The sequence below is a fragment of the Spirochaeta lutea genome (genome assembly GCF_000758165.1).
Classification (GTDB): domain Bacteria; phylum Spirochaetota; class Spirochaetia; order DSM-27196; family Salinispiraceae; genus Spirochaeta_D; species Spirochaeta_D lutea.
In genome coordinates, this window is sequence record NZ_JNUP01000048.1 from 51,559 (window position 1) to 68,821 (window position 17,263).

The following is a 17,263-nucleotide window of genomic DNA, read 5'->3' on the forward strand; positions in this document are numbered from 1 at the left end:
GCAAATACCCCGCGCCAGGGTTCATGGACTGGGAACGCCCGGGGCCCTACTATCGAGGTAAGAATAGCTTAGTGCGCAAAAGCTTGTAAGGTTCCCCATTCGCAGCGCTATCCCTGGGGCCTGAACCCGGGCAACCCCGCTATATCCAGTGTAGTTTACAAGCTTTTGCGCACTATCTAAGAATATGGAGGACCTATGAAATCCGATTTACCCGCAATACAAGAAACCCTCAAGGACCGGCCGCAGGTAAAAGAAACCATCCTGCAGTTCGGGGAAGGCAATTTTCTACGCGCCTTTGTAGACTGGATGATCGATATACTGAACCAGGAGGGCCATTACCGCGGCTCAGTCGTGATGGTGCAGCCCATTGCCCAGGGCATGGGCGAGGCCATAAACCGCCAAAAAGGCCTGTACACTACCTATCTTCGGGGTCTGCGGAAGGGCAAAGCGCTGGAGGAATCCCGGCTCATTACCGCAGTCAGCCGTTGCATAAATCCCTACGCGGATCACCAGGCCTACATCGATGCGGGCAATAATCCCGATCTCCGGTTCATAATCTCCAACACTACCGAGGCGGGAATCAGCTTCCATCCCGGTGACCGACTGGAGGACCAACCCCAGCAATCCTACCCGGGCAAGCTGACGGCCCTCCTGTACCGACGCTTCACCCGCTTCAGCGGCGACCCGGATAAGGGGCTTGTTATCATCCCCTGTGAACTCATCGACCGCAACGGAGACCGTCTCCGGGACTACGTCAGGCAGTATGCCGAACAGTGGAATCTCGGGGCAGACTTCCTAACCTGGCTGGATTCCCACTGTGATTTTCTCAACAGCCTGGTGGACCGCATCGTGACCGGCTACCCCGGAGAGGAGGCCCCGGCGCTCTGGGAAACACTGGGCTACCGGGACGATCTATTGGTTACCGGGGAACTCTTCCACCTCTGGGTGATTGAGGGAAGCCGGCGCTACGCCATGGAGCTGCCCTTCCAGCGGGCCGGCTTGGATGTCATTTGGACCGAGGATATGACCCCCTACCGCACCCGGAAGGTGCGGATCCTCAACGGGGTTCACACCATGACCGCCCTTACCTCCTTCCTCTACGGTCTGGATACCGTCGGGCAGTGGGGTTCTACCCCGGATATCAGCCGTTTCGTGGACCATGCGATCTTCAAGGAAATCATTCCCGCCTGTCCCGGGGTACCCGGAGAGCTGGAAGACTTCGCCCGGGAGGTAATTCAGCGCTTCGCCAATCCCTACATCGTCCACCAGGTCCTGAGCATCAGCCTCAATTCGGTATCCAAGTTTACAACCCGGGTGCTTCCCAGCCTTCTGGACTACCATCGGAGCACCGGCAGCCTCCCCCAGGCCATACCCTTCTCCTTGGCAGGACTCCTGGCCTTTTATCAGGTTGATTCTGATGCCCCGGGCAGCTGGCAGGGCATGAGGGGGGACCAACCCTACCCGGTAAAGGATGATCCGGCGATTCTGGAAGCCTTCGCCGACCTCTACGCCCCGTGGACACCCCAGCCTGATGCCACCGAGACCCTGGTCCGCCTGGCCCTGAGCCGCAGCCAGTGGTGGGGTACCGACCTTTCCGCCGTCCCGGGCCTGGTAACCGCCGTCTCCGGGCATCTTCATCGGATTCTAACCCAGGGCATGAAGACGGCCCTCGGCCGGCTGCTTTCTAAAATCGATTCCCAGAGCCGTGAAATCGCTCCCCGCATCCGCCGCATCCATCCCGGCGATACCGTGGTGGTCGCCGTGGATCCCGTACCCCGGGGCACGGTAATCGAGGTTCCCGAAGGAAGCATTGAGGCCGGGGCGGACATTCCCCAGGGCCATAAAATCGCCATCCGCGCCATGGCACCGGGGGATCCGGTGGTCAAATACGGCTTTCCCATGGGCAGGGCCTCAACAGCCATCAGCCCCGGGGATCATGTCCACACCCACAATGTGAAGACGGGGCTGGAGGGGACCCTGGAGTACCGCTACCGCCCCGGCGCCGCCGACCCTGCCCCGGGAAGCACTCCGGCGCCCCATACCCAACGAAGCTTCCAGGGCTACGTCCGGGAGGACGGCTCGGTGGGAATCCGCAATGAGATATGGATCATTCCCACGGTAGGCTGCGTGAACCGCCCGGCGGAACTCATGGCCCAACGAGCCATCCGCGCCCTGGGCAGCAAGATCGGACCCAATATCGACGCCATTGTTACCCATCCCCATCCCTACGGCTGCTCCCAACTGGGAGACGACCACCTGATGACCCAAAAAATTCTGGCCGACCTGGTTCACCATCCCAACGCCGGAGGGGTTCTGGTCTTCGGTCTGGGCTGCGAGAACAACTACATCGAGGAATTTAAGAAGGTTCTAGGCCCCCATAACGAGAAGCGGGTCAAGTTCCTCTCCGCCCAGGATACCTCCGACGAAATCGATGCGGGTATGCAGCTCCTGGAAGAGCTGGTAGACCAGGCAAACCAGGACGTCCGTCAGTCGGTACCCTTGGAAAAACTGATCGTCGGCCTGAAATGCGGGGGCTCCGACGGGTTTTCAGGATTGAGCGCCAATCCCCTCCTGGGCCAGCTCTCGGACGCCCTCATCGACCAGGGCGGCACGACCATCCTTACCGAGGTGCCCGAGATGTTCGGGGCCGAGACCATTCTCATGGACCGGGCGGAGAGCCGGGAGGTCTTCGAGGATGTGGTGGGACTGATCAATGGGTTCAAAGAATACTATCTCCGGTACAACCAGGTGGTGTACGAAAACCCCTCCCCGGGCAACAAGGAGGGGGGCATTACCACCCTGGAGGAAAAGAGCCTGGGCTGCGTCCAGAAGGGGGGCCGAAGCCCCGTCCGGGGGGTTCTGAAGTACGGTCAGCGCATCACCACCCACGGTTTGAACCTCCTGGAAGGGCCGGGAAACGACATCGTCAGCGTCACCGCCCTGGCGGCGGCTGGGGCCCACCTGGTTCTCTTCACCACCGGCCGGGGCACCCCCCTGGGCGGCCCTGTTCCCACCGTAAAGGTCTCCAGCAACACAGCTCTGGCGGAAAAAAAGCCCGGCTGGATCGATTTTAACGCCGGCCCCATCCTGGACGGGAGGGAGCTGACCGAGGAATTCCTGGATTTCGTTGTGGACATTGCCTCGGGAACACAAACCCGGAACGAGCTGAACGGCTACCGGGAGATCGCCATCTTCAAGGACGGAGTTACCCTATGAGTTTCATGGACCGGGATTTTCTACTGACTACCAAGACCGCCCGCAGGCTGTACCACCAATACGCCGCGGACATGCCCATCTTTGATTACCACTGCCACCTCATCCCCCGGCAGATAGCCGAGGACACGAACTTCTCGGACATTGCCCAGGTCTGGCTGGGGGGGGATCACTACAAGTGGCGGGCTATGCGCTCCAACGGGGTGGATGAACACCTTATAACCGGGGATGCAGAGCCCAGGGAGAAATTCCAGGCCTGGGCTCAGACCCTGCCCTACCTTCTGGGAAATCCCCTGTACCACTGGACCCACCTGGAGCTTCAGCGATTCTTCGGCATCACCGAGGTGCTGGACGGCGATTCTGCCGAGGAAATCTGGCAGGAATGCAACCGCATATTGACCCAGGAGGGGCTTTCAGCCCGGCGGATGATCACCCAGTCCAAGGTGTACACCATCGGCACCACCGACGACCCCGCAGACTCCCTGGAATGGCACCGGCAGATCCGGCAGATTCCCACCCGGGAATTCTCCACCCGGGTCATTCCCTCCTTCCGCCCCGACCCCTACCTGGCCATAGAGAGCGCCGCCTTTCCCCAGAGGGTAGCGGACCTGGCCCGGAGGGCGGACCGGCCCATCCACACCCTGGATGACCTGGTTCAGGTGCTCTCGGACCGGATCGATTTCTTTGATTCCCTGGGGTGCCGGGCATCGGACCATGCCCTGGAGACGGTGGGGTTCACTCCTCCCCGGCAGGAAGCAGCCCGAGAGGTATTTCTTCGGGCCATGGAAGCCCGGGATTCCGGGACAGCCGAAAGCCCGAACCTTCCCCCGGAAGACCGGAAACTCTACCAGAGCTACCTCCTGGTAGAACTGGCCCGGCGCTACAGTCAAAAGGGCTGGGCCATGCAGCTGCATATCGCCGCCCGGCGCAATAACAATAGCCGGTTCATGGATCGCCTCGGGCCGGATACGGGCTTCGACTCCGTCCAGGATCTCTCCCTGGCCGACGGGTTGGCCGGGCTTCTGAATCACCTTGAATCCCAGAACTGCCTGCCCAAAACGGTCCTCTATTCCCTGAATCCCAAGGATTATTACACCATCGGAACCCTGATGGGCTGCTACCAAGGGGGAGGCATTCCCGGGAAGATCCAATTCGGATCGGCCTGGTGGTTCAACGATCACCGGGACGGGATGGAGGAACAGATGAGGATTCTCGGAAACCTGGGACTGCTGCCCCGGTTCATCGGCATGCTCACCGATAGCCGGAGCTTCCTGTCCTACACCCGCCATGAGTACTTCCGGCGGATTCTCTGCAATCTTCTGGGAGGCTGGGCCGAGGCGGGAGAGATTCCCCGGGATGAGGGGCTGTTGGGCAAGACGGTACAGAATATCAGCTTTACCAACGCCCTTGAATATTTCGGGTAAATCTTCCTTAATTACAGGCATGGCTAAACGAAACACCAAAACCGGCGACGGCAGCTCCGGGAACCCCAACCCCGGAGCCGGATCCCAGAATCAGGAGGGTTCCTCCGGAACCGGCGGGGGATTGATCAGCGCGGTGGTCCGGGTATTTTCCATCCTGGAAACCCTTTCCACTAAGAAAAGCATTAACCTGGAGCATCTTTCCCAAGAAACCGGTCTGGCCAAACCCACGGTCTACCGGTTTCTTAATACCCTCCGGGAACTCGGCTACGTGCACCGAGATGAGAACGATCAGTACTTTCCCACCCTAAAGATGTTCAGCATCGGCTCCCGGATACTAGACCACATGGACCTGCCCAGTATAACCCGGCCCATCGCCCAGGGGCTCTCGGACCGCTTGGGTGAAACCGTGCATCTGGGGGTCCGGGAGGGTGACGAGGCCATCTATCTAGTGAAGATCGAATCAAAATACACCCTGCGGATGTACTCCCAGGTGGGCAAGAAGATTCCCCTCTACTGTACCGCCATCGGAAAGTCCCTCTTGGCCGGCCAGGCGTCCGGTGAGGTGGACGCCTACCTGGAGAGAACCAGGCTCATTCCCTTTACCCCCCATACCATCACCGATGCCCGGGCCTTCCACCAAGAACTTGACCGGGTGCGGGATCAACACTCATCCCAGGACCGGGAGGAGCACGAGGAGGGCATCCGGTGTATTGCCAGCCCGATTCTCGATCACCGGGGCAGTACCGTGGCGGCCATGAGTGTTTCCTGGCCGGTATTCCGCTTTGACAATGCCCGGGAAGCCGAATATGTTGGCCTGGTACGGGACGCGGCCAAGGAGATTTCCAGGATCCTGGGCGCCCAGATTTAGGGGGTGCCCCGGCCTGCCGGGGATGCTCAGATCTGTGAGCGATGGGGGAACGGTCACCCCAGGGTTCACCCGGCCTGCCAGGGATGCCTGAGGCATTCGAATCACCCTGAAACCCAGGAAGACATAAAAAACCCCCAAGAATCCGGCAGAAGAACCACCACCCGAATCCTTGGGGGAAACCCAATCGTAAGATTGCCGGTCTAGCGGGCTAACCAGCCCCCGTCCACCGCAATCGTATACCCGTTGATGTAATCCGAGGCCGCCGAGGCAAGAAACACCACCGCACCCGCCAGATCCGAGGGTTTGCCCCATCTGCCTGCAGGAATCCGGTCCAGAATCTCGGTGCTGCGCTTTTCATCCGCCCGGAGCTGGGCGGTGTTGTCCGTGGCCATGTACCCCGGGGCAATGGCGTTCACATTGATATTCTGGGAGGCCCATTCGTTGGCCATGAGCATGGTAATTCCCTTAACACCGCTCTTGCTGGCGGTGTAGGAGGGAACCCGGATTCCACCCTGGAAGCTCAGCATGGAAGCCACATTGATGATTTTTCCTCCCGTGCCCTGGGCGATGAACTGCCGGGCCGCGGCTTGGCAGAGGAAGAACACCGTCTTTATATTAATGTTCATCACATCGTCCCACTCGGCCTCGGTAAAGTTCACGGAATCGTTGCGCTTGATGATGCCGGCGTTGTTCACCAGAATATCAATCCGTCCGTAGGCCTTCTTGGCGGCTTCGATGATCCCGGGAATCGGCTCGATGCTCAAGAGGTCGGCCTGGACGTGAACATACCGCCGTCCCAGGGCCTCCACCTTTGCTGCCGTGTCGGCTGCCTCTGGGGTGTAGCTCACCCCCAGGATATCCGCTCCTGCCTCGGCAAGCCCCAGGGCCATACCCTGCCCCAGGCCACGCTCCGATCCGGTAACCAGGGCCACCTTGCCCTCCAATGAAAACTGATCCAATATTGTTGCCATTCCCGTTTCTCCTTTCCTGTTTTTTCCTGGTTATGCTGCCCCCGGGCCGGTGCCGTCTGTTCTGGTTTTCCCGGCCGATCATTGTGGGGCGCAGGGATACCCCGGCACCCCGGGCCGGTGCATCCTCTTTTCTCGGCACCCCGGGCTGTCTGTAGTCTCGACACCCCGGCCGGTGCATTCACTTTTCTCGGCACGGAACTACCCCCAGCCGTTTTACAGTGCAACCTACTAAGACACCGGCAGGCTCGTGCACCCTCGGGCTTGGGTTCCCAACCACGGCCGCATCAGCTCACAAACCGAACCTGGGACCAAAACACCCCATTGCCCCAAGGAACCGTGCTTACCGCAGGTCCGCCATATCCACATGATCCATGTCGTCAAAGGTCTGGTTTTCCCCAGCCATTCCCCATATAAAGGTGTATTTTCCGGTTCCGACCCCGGAGTGAATGGACCAGGACGGCGAGATCACCGCCTGCTGGTTAGCCATAACGATGTGCCGGGTCTCCCGGGGCTGGCCGTGGAGATGGAACACCCGGGTCTGGGCATCCATGTCAAAGTAGAAGTAAACCTCCATGCGGCGCTCGTGGGTGTGGCAGGGCATGGTATTCCACACACTGCCCTCTTCCAGAACCGTCATGCCCATGGAAAGCTGACAGCTCTTACACACCGCGGGATGGACATACTGGTAGATTGTGCGGACATTCAAACTCTCCCGGGATCCCAGGGTGCGGGGATTCGCCTGGTCCTTGGTAATGCGGACCGTGGGGTAGCTCTGGTGGGCGGGGCTGCTCATCAGGTAGAAGAGGGGCGCCTGGCTGCCTGAAACCGCCTTAAAGCTCACCGACTGGGTCCCCATGCCGATGTACATCCCGTCCCCCTTGGACAGCTCGTACTCCTTCCCCTGGGCCGTCACCACACCCCGGCCGGCGATACAAATTACCCCCAACTCCCGGCGTTCCAGAAACACATCCGTACCAAAATCCTTCCCGCCCCTCAGGGCAAGCTCCGCTTCCACCGGCGCCGCCCCCCCGAAGACAACCCGGTCTACGTGGCTATAGGTCAGGGAAATCTCATCAGGCACAAACACGTGGTCCACCAGAAAATGATCCCGAAGCTGCTGGGTATCGTACCCCCTGGCATCCTCGGGATGATTGGCATATCGAATATCAAGGCTCATACACTTCTCCTTTTTATTGTTATCAGGGTCTAGGGTGATTCACATGCCCGGCCCTCATCCGGCGGATTTTAAAACCCCGGCCGGACCGTTTTTCCATCTCCCGCCTGCTACCGCTGAACCCGGCCGGATCCGTCGCCACCGGCTAAGGTCTCTACCTCCTGGCGCTGTGCCAGATTAAAATCCCCGGGTATGGAGTGCTTCAGGGCAGAAGCCGCCACGGCGAAATTAATTACCCGCTCCTGATCCCCGGGGAACTCCAGCAAGCCGAAGATCAAACCGGCGCTGAAGCTGTCTCCCCCCCCTACCCGGTCGATAATGTCATCAATGGCGTACTTACGGCTCACGGTAAAACCCTCCGGCCCGGCCAGGGCAGCGGACCATCCGTTTTTATCCGCTGAAATACTCTGGCGCATGGTAATAGCCACGGTCTTGACTCCCGGGTAGGCTTGCTTCACCCGGCCGGCCAGATCCTCATACACCGCCGCATCCAAATGTCCCTGGGTCACATCAAGGCCCTGGGCGGATATTCCCAGACAGAGCTGGATATCCTCCTCATTAGCAATGACCACATCGGCATACTGGGTAATACCCGCCATAACCTCCGGGGCAGACTTTCCGTAGTTCCAGAGCTTTTTCCGGAAGTTAAGGTCTATGGAAACCGGAACACCCCGCTGACTAGCCTGCTGCACCGCCTCCAGGGCGGTATCTGCAGCACTCTGGCTCAGGGCCGGGGTAATCCCGGTAATGTGGAACCACCGGGCATCCCTGAATATATCCTCCCACTCAAAGTCCCCGGGGCGGACCCGGGAGATCCCGGTTTCTTCGCGGTCGTAAATAACCTTGCTGGGCCGTTGATTCGCCCCGGTCTCTAAAAAATAGATCCCCAATCGGCCCGGGCCCCGGCGGACGAAGGAGACATCCACCCCAAAACGCTGTAGTTCTCCCAGGGCTGCAGTCCCGATATCATGATCAGGCACCACCGATACAAACCGAGAGGGGATCCCCAAAATACTCAAGGACACCGCCACATTCGATTCCCCGCCGCCGAAGCTTGCCTCCAGGGCCGGGGACTGAAAAAACCGCTCATGGCCCGGCGATTTGAGCCGAAGCATTATTTCTCCAAGGGTTACAACCCGTTTTTCTTTGGTATTCATACCCTCATTATACCCCTCTTTCCCGGTTCGTCAAGTTTTTTGAAACATTGTTTCATTTTTTACCAATCTGCGCTACAATGGTTCCATAAACGAATCCATGGAGGAACACACATGAACACCATCACCGATTTGACAGATATGGAACAGCAGCTTTTCACCACCGGTCTTGTGCCGGTGGTTACCATCCAGGACGCCGGAGATGCCAAGGGCCTGGGAACCGCCCTGGTCCGGGGCGGCATTCCCGTGGCCGAGATCACCTTTCGGACCCCTGCAGCCGCGGATGGCATCCGGACCATGGCCCAGGAGGTCCCGGAGGTCCTGGTAGGTGCAGGCACAGTAATCAACCGCGACCTCGCCAAGCAGGCAATCCAAGCCGGAGCCCGGTTCATCGTGAGCCCGGGATTCAACCCCCGGGTGGTGGATTATTGCCGGGAACAGAACGTCCCGGTAATTCCGGGCATCAACAACCCCGGAGGCATTGAGGCTGCCCTGGAAGCCGGCCTGACCACCCTCAAGTTCTTTCCCGCCGAGGCATCAGGGGGCGCGGCCATGATTAAGGCCCTGGCAGCCCCCTTCCCCCAGGTCCGGTTCATGCCCACCGGGGGGATCTCCCCCAAAAATCTGGGTGATTATGCAAAAATCCCCAGCATCCTCGCAATAGGAGGCAGCTGGATGGTCCCCGGGAAGGCCGTTGAATCCCGGTCCTGGGATGAGATCGCCGGGCTCTGCCGGGAGGCCCGCACCAGCCTTCAGGGCTTCTCCTTCGCTCATCTGGGCATAAACAGCGACGGCGAGCAGCATAGCAGCTCCATTGCCCGGTTCTTCTCAAGCCTCGGCTTTCCGGTAAGCCAAGGCGCCACCTCCTACTTCGCCTCTGAGTTCCTGGAAATCATGAAGGCACCCTACCGGGGCAGTCATGGCCACCTAGCCATCCGTACCCACAACATCCCCCGGGCGGCGGCCTTTCTCCATGCCCTGGGCTTCACCACCCAGGACGAAACCGCCAAGTACAAGGACGGACGGCTCATTGCCCTCTACCTCGAGCCCGAGGTCGCCGGCTTCGCCATCCACCTGCTCCAGGCCTAACACGCCGAATCTCCCGGTGCCCCGGGCTCGTGGCCGGATGATCCCCTGGGCACCCGGGGTCAGGCGGTCTCAGGCAGGAGAACGGCCGGCCAGATCCCGTCCCAAAACCCCAAGCCCCCAAGACCCCGGACCATGGCCTCCAGCCCCAGCAACCCGGCCCGGACTAGTCACCCAGTCCGGGCTCTTCCACAAAAAACTTGGCAAGCTCCCGGTTCGTCAGGACCGGTAGCCCGGCGGTCATTGCAGCCAGCCCCGGCTCAACCTGTCCATCCCCGGCACTCAGGGATACCCGGTAATCCCGAATATCCAGGCCGGTAACCGGTGATTCGGGCAGCCCGGCGATGAACCCCAGGGTTGCCCGGCAGTTCCGTGCCGATAGCCCCTCCACCCGGATATCACGGATCACCGGGGTCGCAGGGGTCCGATCCTGGGGATCAAGGGAAAACAACCGCGGATCCGACTCGTCCGCACCGCAGCGGTAGTAGGCATTTATCACGAAGGGGCATAAACAACCATCTATTGAAATGTTCCGAAACCGAAGCCCCTGAATTTTCCCGCCCCTGCCCCGCCGGGTTTTGATCCGGATCCCCCGGTCGGTATCCACCATGGTGCAATCCCGGACCTCAACCCGCTCAATCCCTCCGGCGGTTTCACTGCCGATGACGATACCTCCATGGCCTGCGTACATGGTGCAGTCCCGGATCCTGATGTCCCGGCAGGGCCGGTTGACCCTGAGACCGTCCTCCCCCGCTCCGGACTTCAGGGCCAGACAGTCATCCCCCACCCGGAAGGTACAGGCCTCCACCAGGACATCCTCGCAAGAATCGAGGTCCAGCCCGTCGGTGTTGGGTGCATCGGCGGGATTGCTGAAGGTAACACCGCGAAAGGTGAGGCCACGGCAGTACACCGGATGGGTATTCCAAAAAGGGGAGTTCTCCAGGGTAATACCCTCCACCAGGACATTCCGGCACTCATAAAACTGGAGCAGGGCGGGCCGCAAGAACTGGGTTTCCCTGCCTCCACCCCCCGAGGGGTGGTTCAGATATCCTGGATTTTTCGCCGCCAGTTCAATCTCTATGGGATGCTGGGGCTGTCTCCGTCCCGAAGCCCGGATGGACCGCAGATGCTGCCACCAGAGCGCACCGGACCCGTCGATCCGCCCCTCGCCTCGAAGGGTAATATCCGCCTTGTTCCGGGCAAATATCAGGGGATTCATGGCGAAACACTCCACCCCCTCCCACCGGGTCCAGACCGGGGTGTACCGGGAAAACTCGGGAATAAACTGTATGACTGCTTCCTTTTCCAGGGTGATTGTACAGCCCCCCGGTAGCTCCCATGGCCCGGTAAGGTACAACCCCCGGGGAATAACCAGCTCGCCGCCCTGCCTGCCCTTGAGTTCGGAAAAGGCCTTGGCAAAGACCGCCGAGTTATCCGTCTTCCCGTCTCCTTTTCCCCCGATCTCCCATAGATTCAACATTGAAACATCCTTCCATTTTTTATAGTCTTAAGCCATGATTACCATCGGTATGCGGGCCCACGACCTGGGCACCATGAACCTTGCCCAGCTGAGTTCCGCCCTTCACGCCTCCGGGGTGGGTTGTATCCAATTAGCCCTCAGTAAGGCGCTTGCGGACTTTCCCTACAGACCCGGAACCCTCAGTCCGGGGTTCGCCCAGACGGTCCGGTCCGCCCTCGCCGCCCGGGGGGTCTCCATCGCCGTCCTGGGGTCCTACGTGAACCTCATTCACCCCGATCCAGAAACCAGGAACCAGCATCTCCAACGGTTTGCCGAGCATCTCCAATTTTCCCGGGACTTCGGGTGTTCCATCGTCGGCACAGAAACGGGGCATAAAAGCAGCGACGGAAGCCCTCACCCGGCCACCCAAAGCGCCGAATCCTTTGCAGAATTGCTTTCATCGGCAGAATTTCTTGCCGCCCGGGCTGCCCAGGCCGGCGTTTTTGCAGCCCTGGAGCCCGTGGCAGATAAACACCCCCTCTCCACCATTGAGAGAACGGCCAAACTCCTAACAACCCTGGATCACCCGAACCTGAAAATAATATTCGACCCGGTAAACCTCATTCCCTCCCAGGGAATCGGCGACCAGACGGATTTTCTCACCTCCGCCTTTCAGGCCTTCGGAGAGCAGATGGTCTGTATCCACGCCAAGGACTTCCGGATCCACCGGGGTCAAAAAATCGGGACCCTCCCGGCCGGTACAGGAGAACTGGATTATCCCCTGCTCATGAAGCTCATCAAGACCCATAAACCGGGCATCCATGTGCTCCTGGAGAACACCAGCCCCGAGTCTCTGCCCCAAGCAAAGGCATTCCTAGAGTCATTCTCATAGCCTTTACCGCCCCGTACCATGGGCGGGAATGCCGGATTTTTGGATTATTCCGTTGCCCCAATACGGAAGAACTCCACACTCCGGTAAAGCCGGGTTCCCAGCTCACCCATGGTCTTGGAAACCTGTTCGGATTCCCGGAAGACCTGGACCATCCCGGCCAGGCCGGTACTAATCTCATCCACACTGGAATGAACCTCGCTGCTTACCCGGGTAATCCGGGAAATCTGCTGGGAAAGCACCCCCATTCCTTCCTGAACCGTTTCTGTTTGCCTTGCGGTCCGAAGGGAATGCCGTTCCAATTCCTCCACCGATTCCAAAACCGCCTTCCCGCTTTCATCCACCTCCCGTAGCTGGTTCCTGCTGGATTCCGCTGCCTGGGAAACCCGTGAGATCCCCTGAAAAATCTGGGTAAATACCAAGCCCGTCTGGCCACCCGCCGCGTCTGCTTCCTGGATCCGCTGAACAATCCGGTTCACCGTGGCATCTATCCCCTGGGTGCTCTGTTCCGAGGCCTGAGCGAGCCGTCGAATTTCTCCGGCGACCACCCCGAATCCCCGACCCGATTCCCCCGCCCTGGCCGCTTCAATGGCGGCGTTCATGGCCAGAAGATTGGTCCTCTCGGCAATATCACCGACTATCCCTACCATCTCGCGAACGCTGACAGCCGAAACGGTAATGTCCGAGAGTTTTTCTTGAAGGTCGGCAAACACAGCCTGACCCTGACGGGAGGCGGCCACGAGTTCCAAGGAGGCATCCCAGGTGGCCTGGACGTGGTCTGAGATCTGTCCAACCAGATCAAGGATATCCCGGAGGGTTTGAACAGCAGTGGTATGCAGGTCCCGCTGGCGGGTTACGGACTGGGCGGCAGCCTGGACAGCCTGATCAACCTCCCGGGAGCTCTCATCGGTTACCCGGGATACATCATCCAAACGGGCCATTTGGGAGGCAATGGACTGGATATTCGCCTCAATCTCCACCGAGCTGGAGGACGCCTGGACCAGAGAATGGTTCAGCTGCTCCTCCAGGGCCTTGCTCCGCCGGGAGATTTCCCGGATCGACCCCAAGGATCCCCTGAGAGAGGTAAGCAGCCTGGACATATTATCCCCCAGGCGTCCGATTTCATCCCGGGATGACACCTCAACCTGGACCGTCAAATCCCCCTGAGCGATCCGGTTCACCCCTCCTTCAATGACCCGGAGCGGCCGGGTTAGACGCCGAGCCGTTCCCAGGGCGGCCAGGGCAATACCCAAGAACGCCGCCCCCAGCCCGCCTATGGCCAGAGTTTGCGCTCGGCGGTTCACCTCAAGGATGGCCTGATCAATGACAGCAAACTGCCGGGTGCTTACCTGGCGTCCCAGGCTGAGGGCTGAGGAGAGTTCGCTGTAACGGCGCCGTAGACCGAAGAGGGAGAGCCTCACCCTCGCCACATTCCTGGTGGATGGTTCCAGATCCGCTCCTACGTTCTCAAACCAGGTCAGTACCGGAATACTGGCCTGAGACACAAAACTATCCCTGACAACCTGTTCCAAATCCCGGGCTGCTTCCAAAAGGGAGGTTCCGGCATCCCGGAAGAACTGATCGTAGAGGTTTACAATCCCCTGATGTGCATTCCTGGTATCCTCGCTGATCTCGGGTATGGCAGACACGGTCTTGATCTCCTGGAACACCGAGTCCAGATCCGCCAGGGCTTGTTCCAGGGGGGGAATGCTGTCTATGTAGATATCCAAAAATAGACGGCTCCCGGCCAGATCCAGGGCAGTCATGGCGACAACCAGAGTATCCAAGATGCGGCGCTCTTCCCGGATCTGCTCCACCGGCCGGTTGGCAGCACCGTACCCCAAGATTATTAGAATGACCGCTGCCAGGGTTCCGCCCACCAGGGCGCTGATTTTTTGCGTAATTGACATAGAAAATCATGATACACCGGTTTCATTTGGGAGCTTTTGCATTGTTCAAACCCGATTTTGCAGAATTCCGTAGATAGTACATACGATCATACAGTCTTCCCGGTTGGGCAGGCTCCTGGGGCTGTGAACCCCTAAAAAAAGGCCGGCCCGAGGCAAATCGGGCCGGCCAAGATGTACTACGCCGGGTAAGGAGGTATTCTGTTGGGGGACAGAACCTGGGTTCCGGCGCATTGTTAGTATACATAATACCGGTATCATTGAAAACGTTTACAATGAACCGGCTCTCCCGGGGGCTATCCCCTCGGGGAACGGCCCTCAGAAGCATCTTCTGGGCTTATCGGCGGGCGAAAATCCTCACCCACTCCACCTCCATCTGGTCGGGGTAGTCGTTCCGGTTAACCCCCTGAGCACCACCCCACTCACCGCCCACGGCAACATTGAGGATCAAATAGAAGGGTACATCGAAGGGCCAGGCCTCCCAGCCGCTTCCCTCGTTCTCATACCGGGTAATCAGTTGATCATCTACAAAGAAATCCAGGTAGTCCTCGGTCCATTCCATGGCATAGGTATGAAAGGCCTGGGCAACCTCGGGAACATCGATGGTGGCGGTATGGTGGTTGCCGTTGGGCCAGTTATATTTTGAGGTATGCACAGAAGAGTGGACAACTCCCGTTTCATATCCCACGTGCTCCATAATGTCAATCTCCCCGCTGTGGGGCCAGCCCGTCCGGCCTACAGTACTGACCGGAAGCATCCAGATTGCAGGCCAGCTTCCCAGGGCATCGGGCAGCTTCGCCCTGACCTCGATCCGGCCCAGATACATGTGGTGGCTGATCCGGGTGGTTATTCTGGCGCTGGTATAGCCCCGCTGGGTTCCGGGAATGGGATGGGCCTGAATGATCAGCTTGCCGTCCTCCACCCTGGAATTAGCCTCTTTATTCGTGTAGGCCTGGAGCTCACGGTTATAGGCCCCGGGGGGCAGCACCTCATGGAACCACTTCTCCGGATCCGGCGAACCGGTGTATTCAAACTCGTCGCTCCACACCAACTGCCAGGAGTCGGGGTCCTCCACCTGGGCTTGGGGTGTGCTGGCGCAGGAGGTAAGACCCCCGGCCAGAACAACGATCCCCATCAGTCCTAGGATCAGCCAACCCGCTGTAGTAACCCGGTTGGCCCGCTTGGGAACACTCTGTGTTTTCATAGTCATACCTCTTTCTCTTGAAATGCTTCAAATTGCTCTTCAGGACTCCTACCCTCTCCAGGGGACGCTGCTGGTACCTCGCCGGGCAGGGTAAAGCCGGCGAGCTGGCTGGAGAGGGTATCAGCCGATCCTTGGACATCCTTCTGCCGCCGGTCCAGGTCCCGGAGCACCCCGAAGAGCTCGGTGGTCCGGTTTTCGATTCCGCCCAGGAATCCGAGAAACTCGGTGCTCACCGACCGGATTTCCGTAAGGGATTGAAGATTTGCCTGCCCCTCCTGGAGAATACCGGTTACCTTGTCCCGGATATCCTGGGCGGAACGGTTGATGTTCTGAAGGGCGGACTGGATCTCCCCGGTGCCCTGGGTAAACTCTGCAACCCCCTGGTCTATCTGGGTATTGGTGGTATTCAGGGTGCCGATCTGCTCAACGATCTGCAGGAACTGGTGGTGATTGTCCCCGGCCTTGGCGGCTGCATCCCGGGACCGCTGGCGGATGGTACGGGTAACCGTATCGATGAGTTCGGCCTGCTCCTGGGAGTTGTCCGCCAGTTTACGGATTTCCTCGGCTACTACGGCAAACCCGCGTCCTGCCTCTCCGGCATGGGCTGCCTCGATGGCGGCGTTCATGGCCAGGAGATTGGTCTGCTCGGCAATATTCCGGATAACCCCAAGGAATTCTTCAATTCTCTGGGCGTCCAGCTCGACCTCCTGGATGGCCTGGAGGGTATCATCGTTGAGCCGGCTTCCGGTATCCGCCGTGGAGGTGAGGGTATCCATGAGCTCGGTACTGGTTTGAACCCGGCGCTGCACCTTTTGCACCTGACTGCCCATCTGCTCGAAGGAGGCCGAAACCTCTTCAATAGCGGCGGTTTGGTTCAGAATGGTGTCCTGAAAGCTTTTTTGGATGTCTAAAAAGGCTGAAAACTGATCTTCGGCGGTGCAGCTGAGCTCGGCAATCCGTTTCGACTGGGTCTCGAGATTCTGGATACTACCCTGAATCTCCTCGAATCCCGTTACCCCCAGGGCCATGGCCCGGCTGGTTTCATTGGCTGCCAGGGCTGCCTGGGAGGTGACCTCCTTCATGGCGGCCATGGTCCCTACGAGTCCGGAGAGGAACAGGCTCATGTGCCTGGCGAGATTTCCCAGTTCATCCCTGCGGTTCAGGGAGAAATCCGCAGTCAAATCACCCTGGCTAACCTGGGAAACCCGGGACTCCAGATAGGTAATACCCTTTGCCAGGGGATTGGCCAGGAGGAATCCGGCCAGGGTAAGGAATACAAAGAAAATCCCCGCGAAGAGGTAGGTGATCACCTGATTTTGAACGATAATTCTCCCCCGCTGAACCTGGACCTCCTGCTCCAGGCTGGAAAGCCCGGAGACAAAGGAGGAGAGCATGGTGGCCAGGGCCGAAAGGTCTTCGATGGCCTGGGCGGCGGCGGAGCGGATGCCCGGAGGAATAACCGCCGCGCCCTCGATGGTGGTATCAATGAGGCGCAGGTAGCTGACAAAGCTGGTTCCCTGGATGTACCCCTCGGTATTAGCGATGCTCCGGTCGGTATCCCGCAGCCGGCGCAGCATGGTATCCCGCTGGCGGATCAGGGTTTGAAGCCTTTCCTGGTTCTCGCCGGTCAGCCGGGGAACAACCTCCAGGGTCTCAAGGTTTTCCACCGACTCAACCAGACGGTCCCGGCTGCGGCGGTATTCGGAAAGCCGATAGATGAACTTTTCGGTGGGCAGTCGAATCACCTCAAGACTGAATCCCAAGGCCTGGGATCCCATCCCCTGAATCACCGGCAGCTCGGCCTCAATGGCCCGGGTCCTCTGGCCGGTAAAAATACTGACGCCCAGGAGGGCGCCGGTAAGCAGAGCGGATAGCATAGCGATGGTCAGGGTCAGACGGAGGCGAATGGACATG

Annotated in this window: 12 protein-coding genes; 5 read left to right on the forward strand and 7 right to left on the reverse strand. The window is 59.4% G+C overall.

The annotated features are described in order from the left end of the window. The first annotated feature begins 195 nt into the window (after positions 1-195). The 3 genes from DC28_RS16710 to DC28_RS05725 are packed head-to-tail and all read left to right on the forward strand — an operon-like array spanning position 196 to position 5,505. Positions 196-3,216: a tagaturonate reductase gene (locus tag DC28_RS16710; RefSeq protein ID WP_081941990.1), complete on the forward strand. Its 3,021-nt coding sequence runs from the start codon at positions 196-198 to the stop codon at positions 3,214-3,216. Next, on the forward strand, positions 3,213-4,637 hold the full coding sequence (uxaC, locus tag DC28_RS05720) for a glucuronate isomerase (RefSeq protein WP_037546776.1): 1,425 nt from the start codon (positions 3,213-3,215) through the stop codon (positions 4,635-4,637). Before DC28_RS16710 ends, uxaC begins: the two co-directional genes overlap by 4 nt. 19 nt (positions 4,638-4,656) lie before the next feature. Beyond that, a complete protein-coding gene (locus tag DC28_RS05725) occupies positions 4,657-5,505 on the forward strand; it encodes an IclR family transcriptional regulator (protein ID WP_081941991.1) in 849 nt (282 codons plus the stop codon). Between the two features lie 200 nt (positions 5,506-5,705). Here the strand turns inward: DC28_RS05725 and kduD are convergent, their stop codons facing one another. From kduD to DC28_RS05745, 3 genes are all read right to left on the reverse strand, one after another. Next, a complete protein-coding gene (gene kduD, locus DC28_RS05735; RefSeq protein WP_037546780.1) occupies positions 5,706-6,476 on the reverse strand; it encodes a 2-dehydro-3-deoxy-D-gluconate 5-dehydrogenase KduD in 771 nt (256 codons plus the stop codon). A gap of 340 nt (positions 6,477-6,816) precedes the next feature. Further along, positions 6,817-7,653 carry a 5-dehydro-4-deoxy-D-glucuronate isomerase gene (gene kduI, locus DC28_RS05740; protein WP_037546782.1) on the reverse strand — a complete coding sequence of 279 codons (837 nt, stop codon included), beginning with the start codon at positions 7,651-7,653 and terminating at the stop codon, positions 6,817-6,819. Between the two features lie 107 nt (positions 7,654-7,760). Further along, positions 7,761-8,807: a sugar kinase gene (locus DC28_RS05745; RefSeq protein ID WP_037546784.1), complete on the reverse strand. Its 1,047-nt coding sequence runs from the start codon at positions 8,805-8,807 to the stop codon at positions 7,761-7,763. 111 nt (positions 8,808-8,918) lie between these two features. Between DC28_RS05745 and DC28_RS05750 the strand changes: the two genes are divergently transcribed. Beyond that, positions 8,919-9,893 (forward strand): bifunctional 4-hydroxy-2-oxoglutarate aldolase/2-dehydro-3-deoxy-phosphogluconate aldolase, encoded by a 975-nt coding sequence (locus tag DC28_RS05750; protein WP_238565777.1) that lies wholly within the window; start codon positions 8,919-8,921, stop codon positions 9,891-9,893. Positions 9,894-10,056: 163 nt separating this feature from the next. Here DC28_RS05750 and DC28_RS05755 read toward each other — a convergent pair whose 3' ends face one another. Further along, positions 10,057-11,370: a glycoside hydrolase family 28 protein gene (locus tag DC28_RS05755; RefSeq protein WP_052078516.1), complete on the reverse strand. Its 1,314-nt coding sequence runs from the start codon at positions 11,368-11,370 to the stop codon at positions 10,057-10,059. A 34-nt stretch (positions 11,371-11,404) separates the two neighbouring features. Between DC28_RS05755 and DC28_RS05760 the strand changes: the two genes are divergently transcribed. Then, on the forward strand, positions 11,405-12,241 hold the full coding sequence (locus DC28_RS05760; protein WP_037546786.1) for a sugar phosphate isomerase/epimerase family protein: 837 nt from the start codon (positions 11,405-11,407) through the stop codon (positions 12,239-12,241). A gap of 44 nt (positions 12,242-12,285) precedes the next feature. On the opposite strand, the gene DC28_RS05765 is transcribed toward DC28_RS05760, so the two are convergent. From DC28_RS05765 to DC28_RS05780, 3 genes are all read right to left on the reverse strand, one after another. Beyond that, positions 12,286-14,148 (reverse strand): methyl-accepting chemotaxis protein, encoded by a 1,863-nt coding sequence (locus DC28_RS05765; protein ID WP_037546788.1) that lies wholly within the window; start codon positions 14,146-14,148, stop codon positions 12,286-12,288. 334 nt (positions 14,149-14,482) lie between these two features. Next, complete coding sequence (locus DC28_RS05775; protein WP_081941992.1) at positions 14,483-15,355, reverse strand: glycoside hydrolase family 16 protein; 873 nt, start codon at positions 15,353-15,355, stop codon at positions 14,483-14,485. Beyond that, positions 15,352-17,262: a methyl-accepting chemotaxis protein gene (locus tag DC28_RS05780; protein WP_037546791.1), complete on the reverse strand. Its 1,911-nt coding sequence runs from the start codon at positions 17,260-17,262 to the stop codon at positions 15,352-15,354. The genes DC28_RS05775 and DC28_RS05780 overlap by 4 nt, the downstream gene beginning before the upstream one ends. Between the last annotated feature and the right edge of the window lies 1 nt (position 17,263).

Bases quoted from the DNA above. Each gene is read 5' to 3' on its own strand.
- DC28_RS05765 (WP_037546788.1), bottom strand. From the start codon at position 14,148: ATGTCAATTACGCAAAAAATCAGCGCCCTGGTGGGCGGAACCCTGGCA.
- kduD (WP_037546780.1), bottom strand. From the start codon at position 6,476: ATGGCAACAATATTGGATCAGTTTTCATTGGAGGGCAAGGTGGCCCTG.
- DC28_RS05750 (WP_238565777.1), top strand. From the start codon at position 8,919: ATGAACACCATCACCGATTTGACAGATATGGAACAGCAGCTTTTCACC.
- DC28_RS05745 (WP_037546784.1), bottom strand. From the start codon at position 8,807: ATGAATACCAAAGAAAAACGGGTTGTAACCCTTGGAGAAATAATGCTT.
- DC28_RS05780 (WP_037546791.1), bottom strand. From the start codon at position 17,262: ATGTCCATTCGCCTCCGTCTGACCCTGACCATCGCTATGCTATCCGCT.
- DC28_RS05775 (WP_081941992.1), bottom strand. From the start codon at position 15,355: ATGACTATGAAAACACAGAGTGTTCCCAAGCGGGCCAACCGGGTTACT.
- DC28_RS05725 (WP_081941991.1), top strand. From the start codon at position 4,657: ATGGCTAAACGAAACACCAAAACCGGCGACGGCAGCTCCGGGAACCCC.
- uxaC (WP_037546776.1), top strand. From the start codon at position 3,213: ATGAGTTTCATGGACCGGGATTTTCTACTGACTACCAAGACCGCCCGC.
- DC28_RS05760 (WP_037546786.1), top strand. From the start codon at position 11,405: ATGATTACCATCGGTATGCGGGCCCACGACCTGGGCACCATGAACCTT.
- DC28_RS16710 (WP_081941990.1), top strand. From the start codon at position 196: ATGAAATCCGATTTACCCGCAATACAAGAAACCCTCAAGGACCGGCCG.
- kduI (WP_037546782.1), bottom strand. From the start codon at position 7,653: ATGAGCCTTGATATTCGATATGCCAATCATCCCGAGGATGCCAGGGGG.
- DC28_RS05755 (WP_052078516.1), bottom strand. From the start codon at position 11,370: ATGTTGAATCTATGGGAGATCGGGGGAAAAGGAGACGGGAAGACGGAT.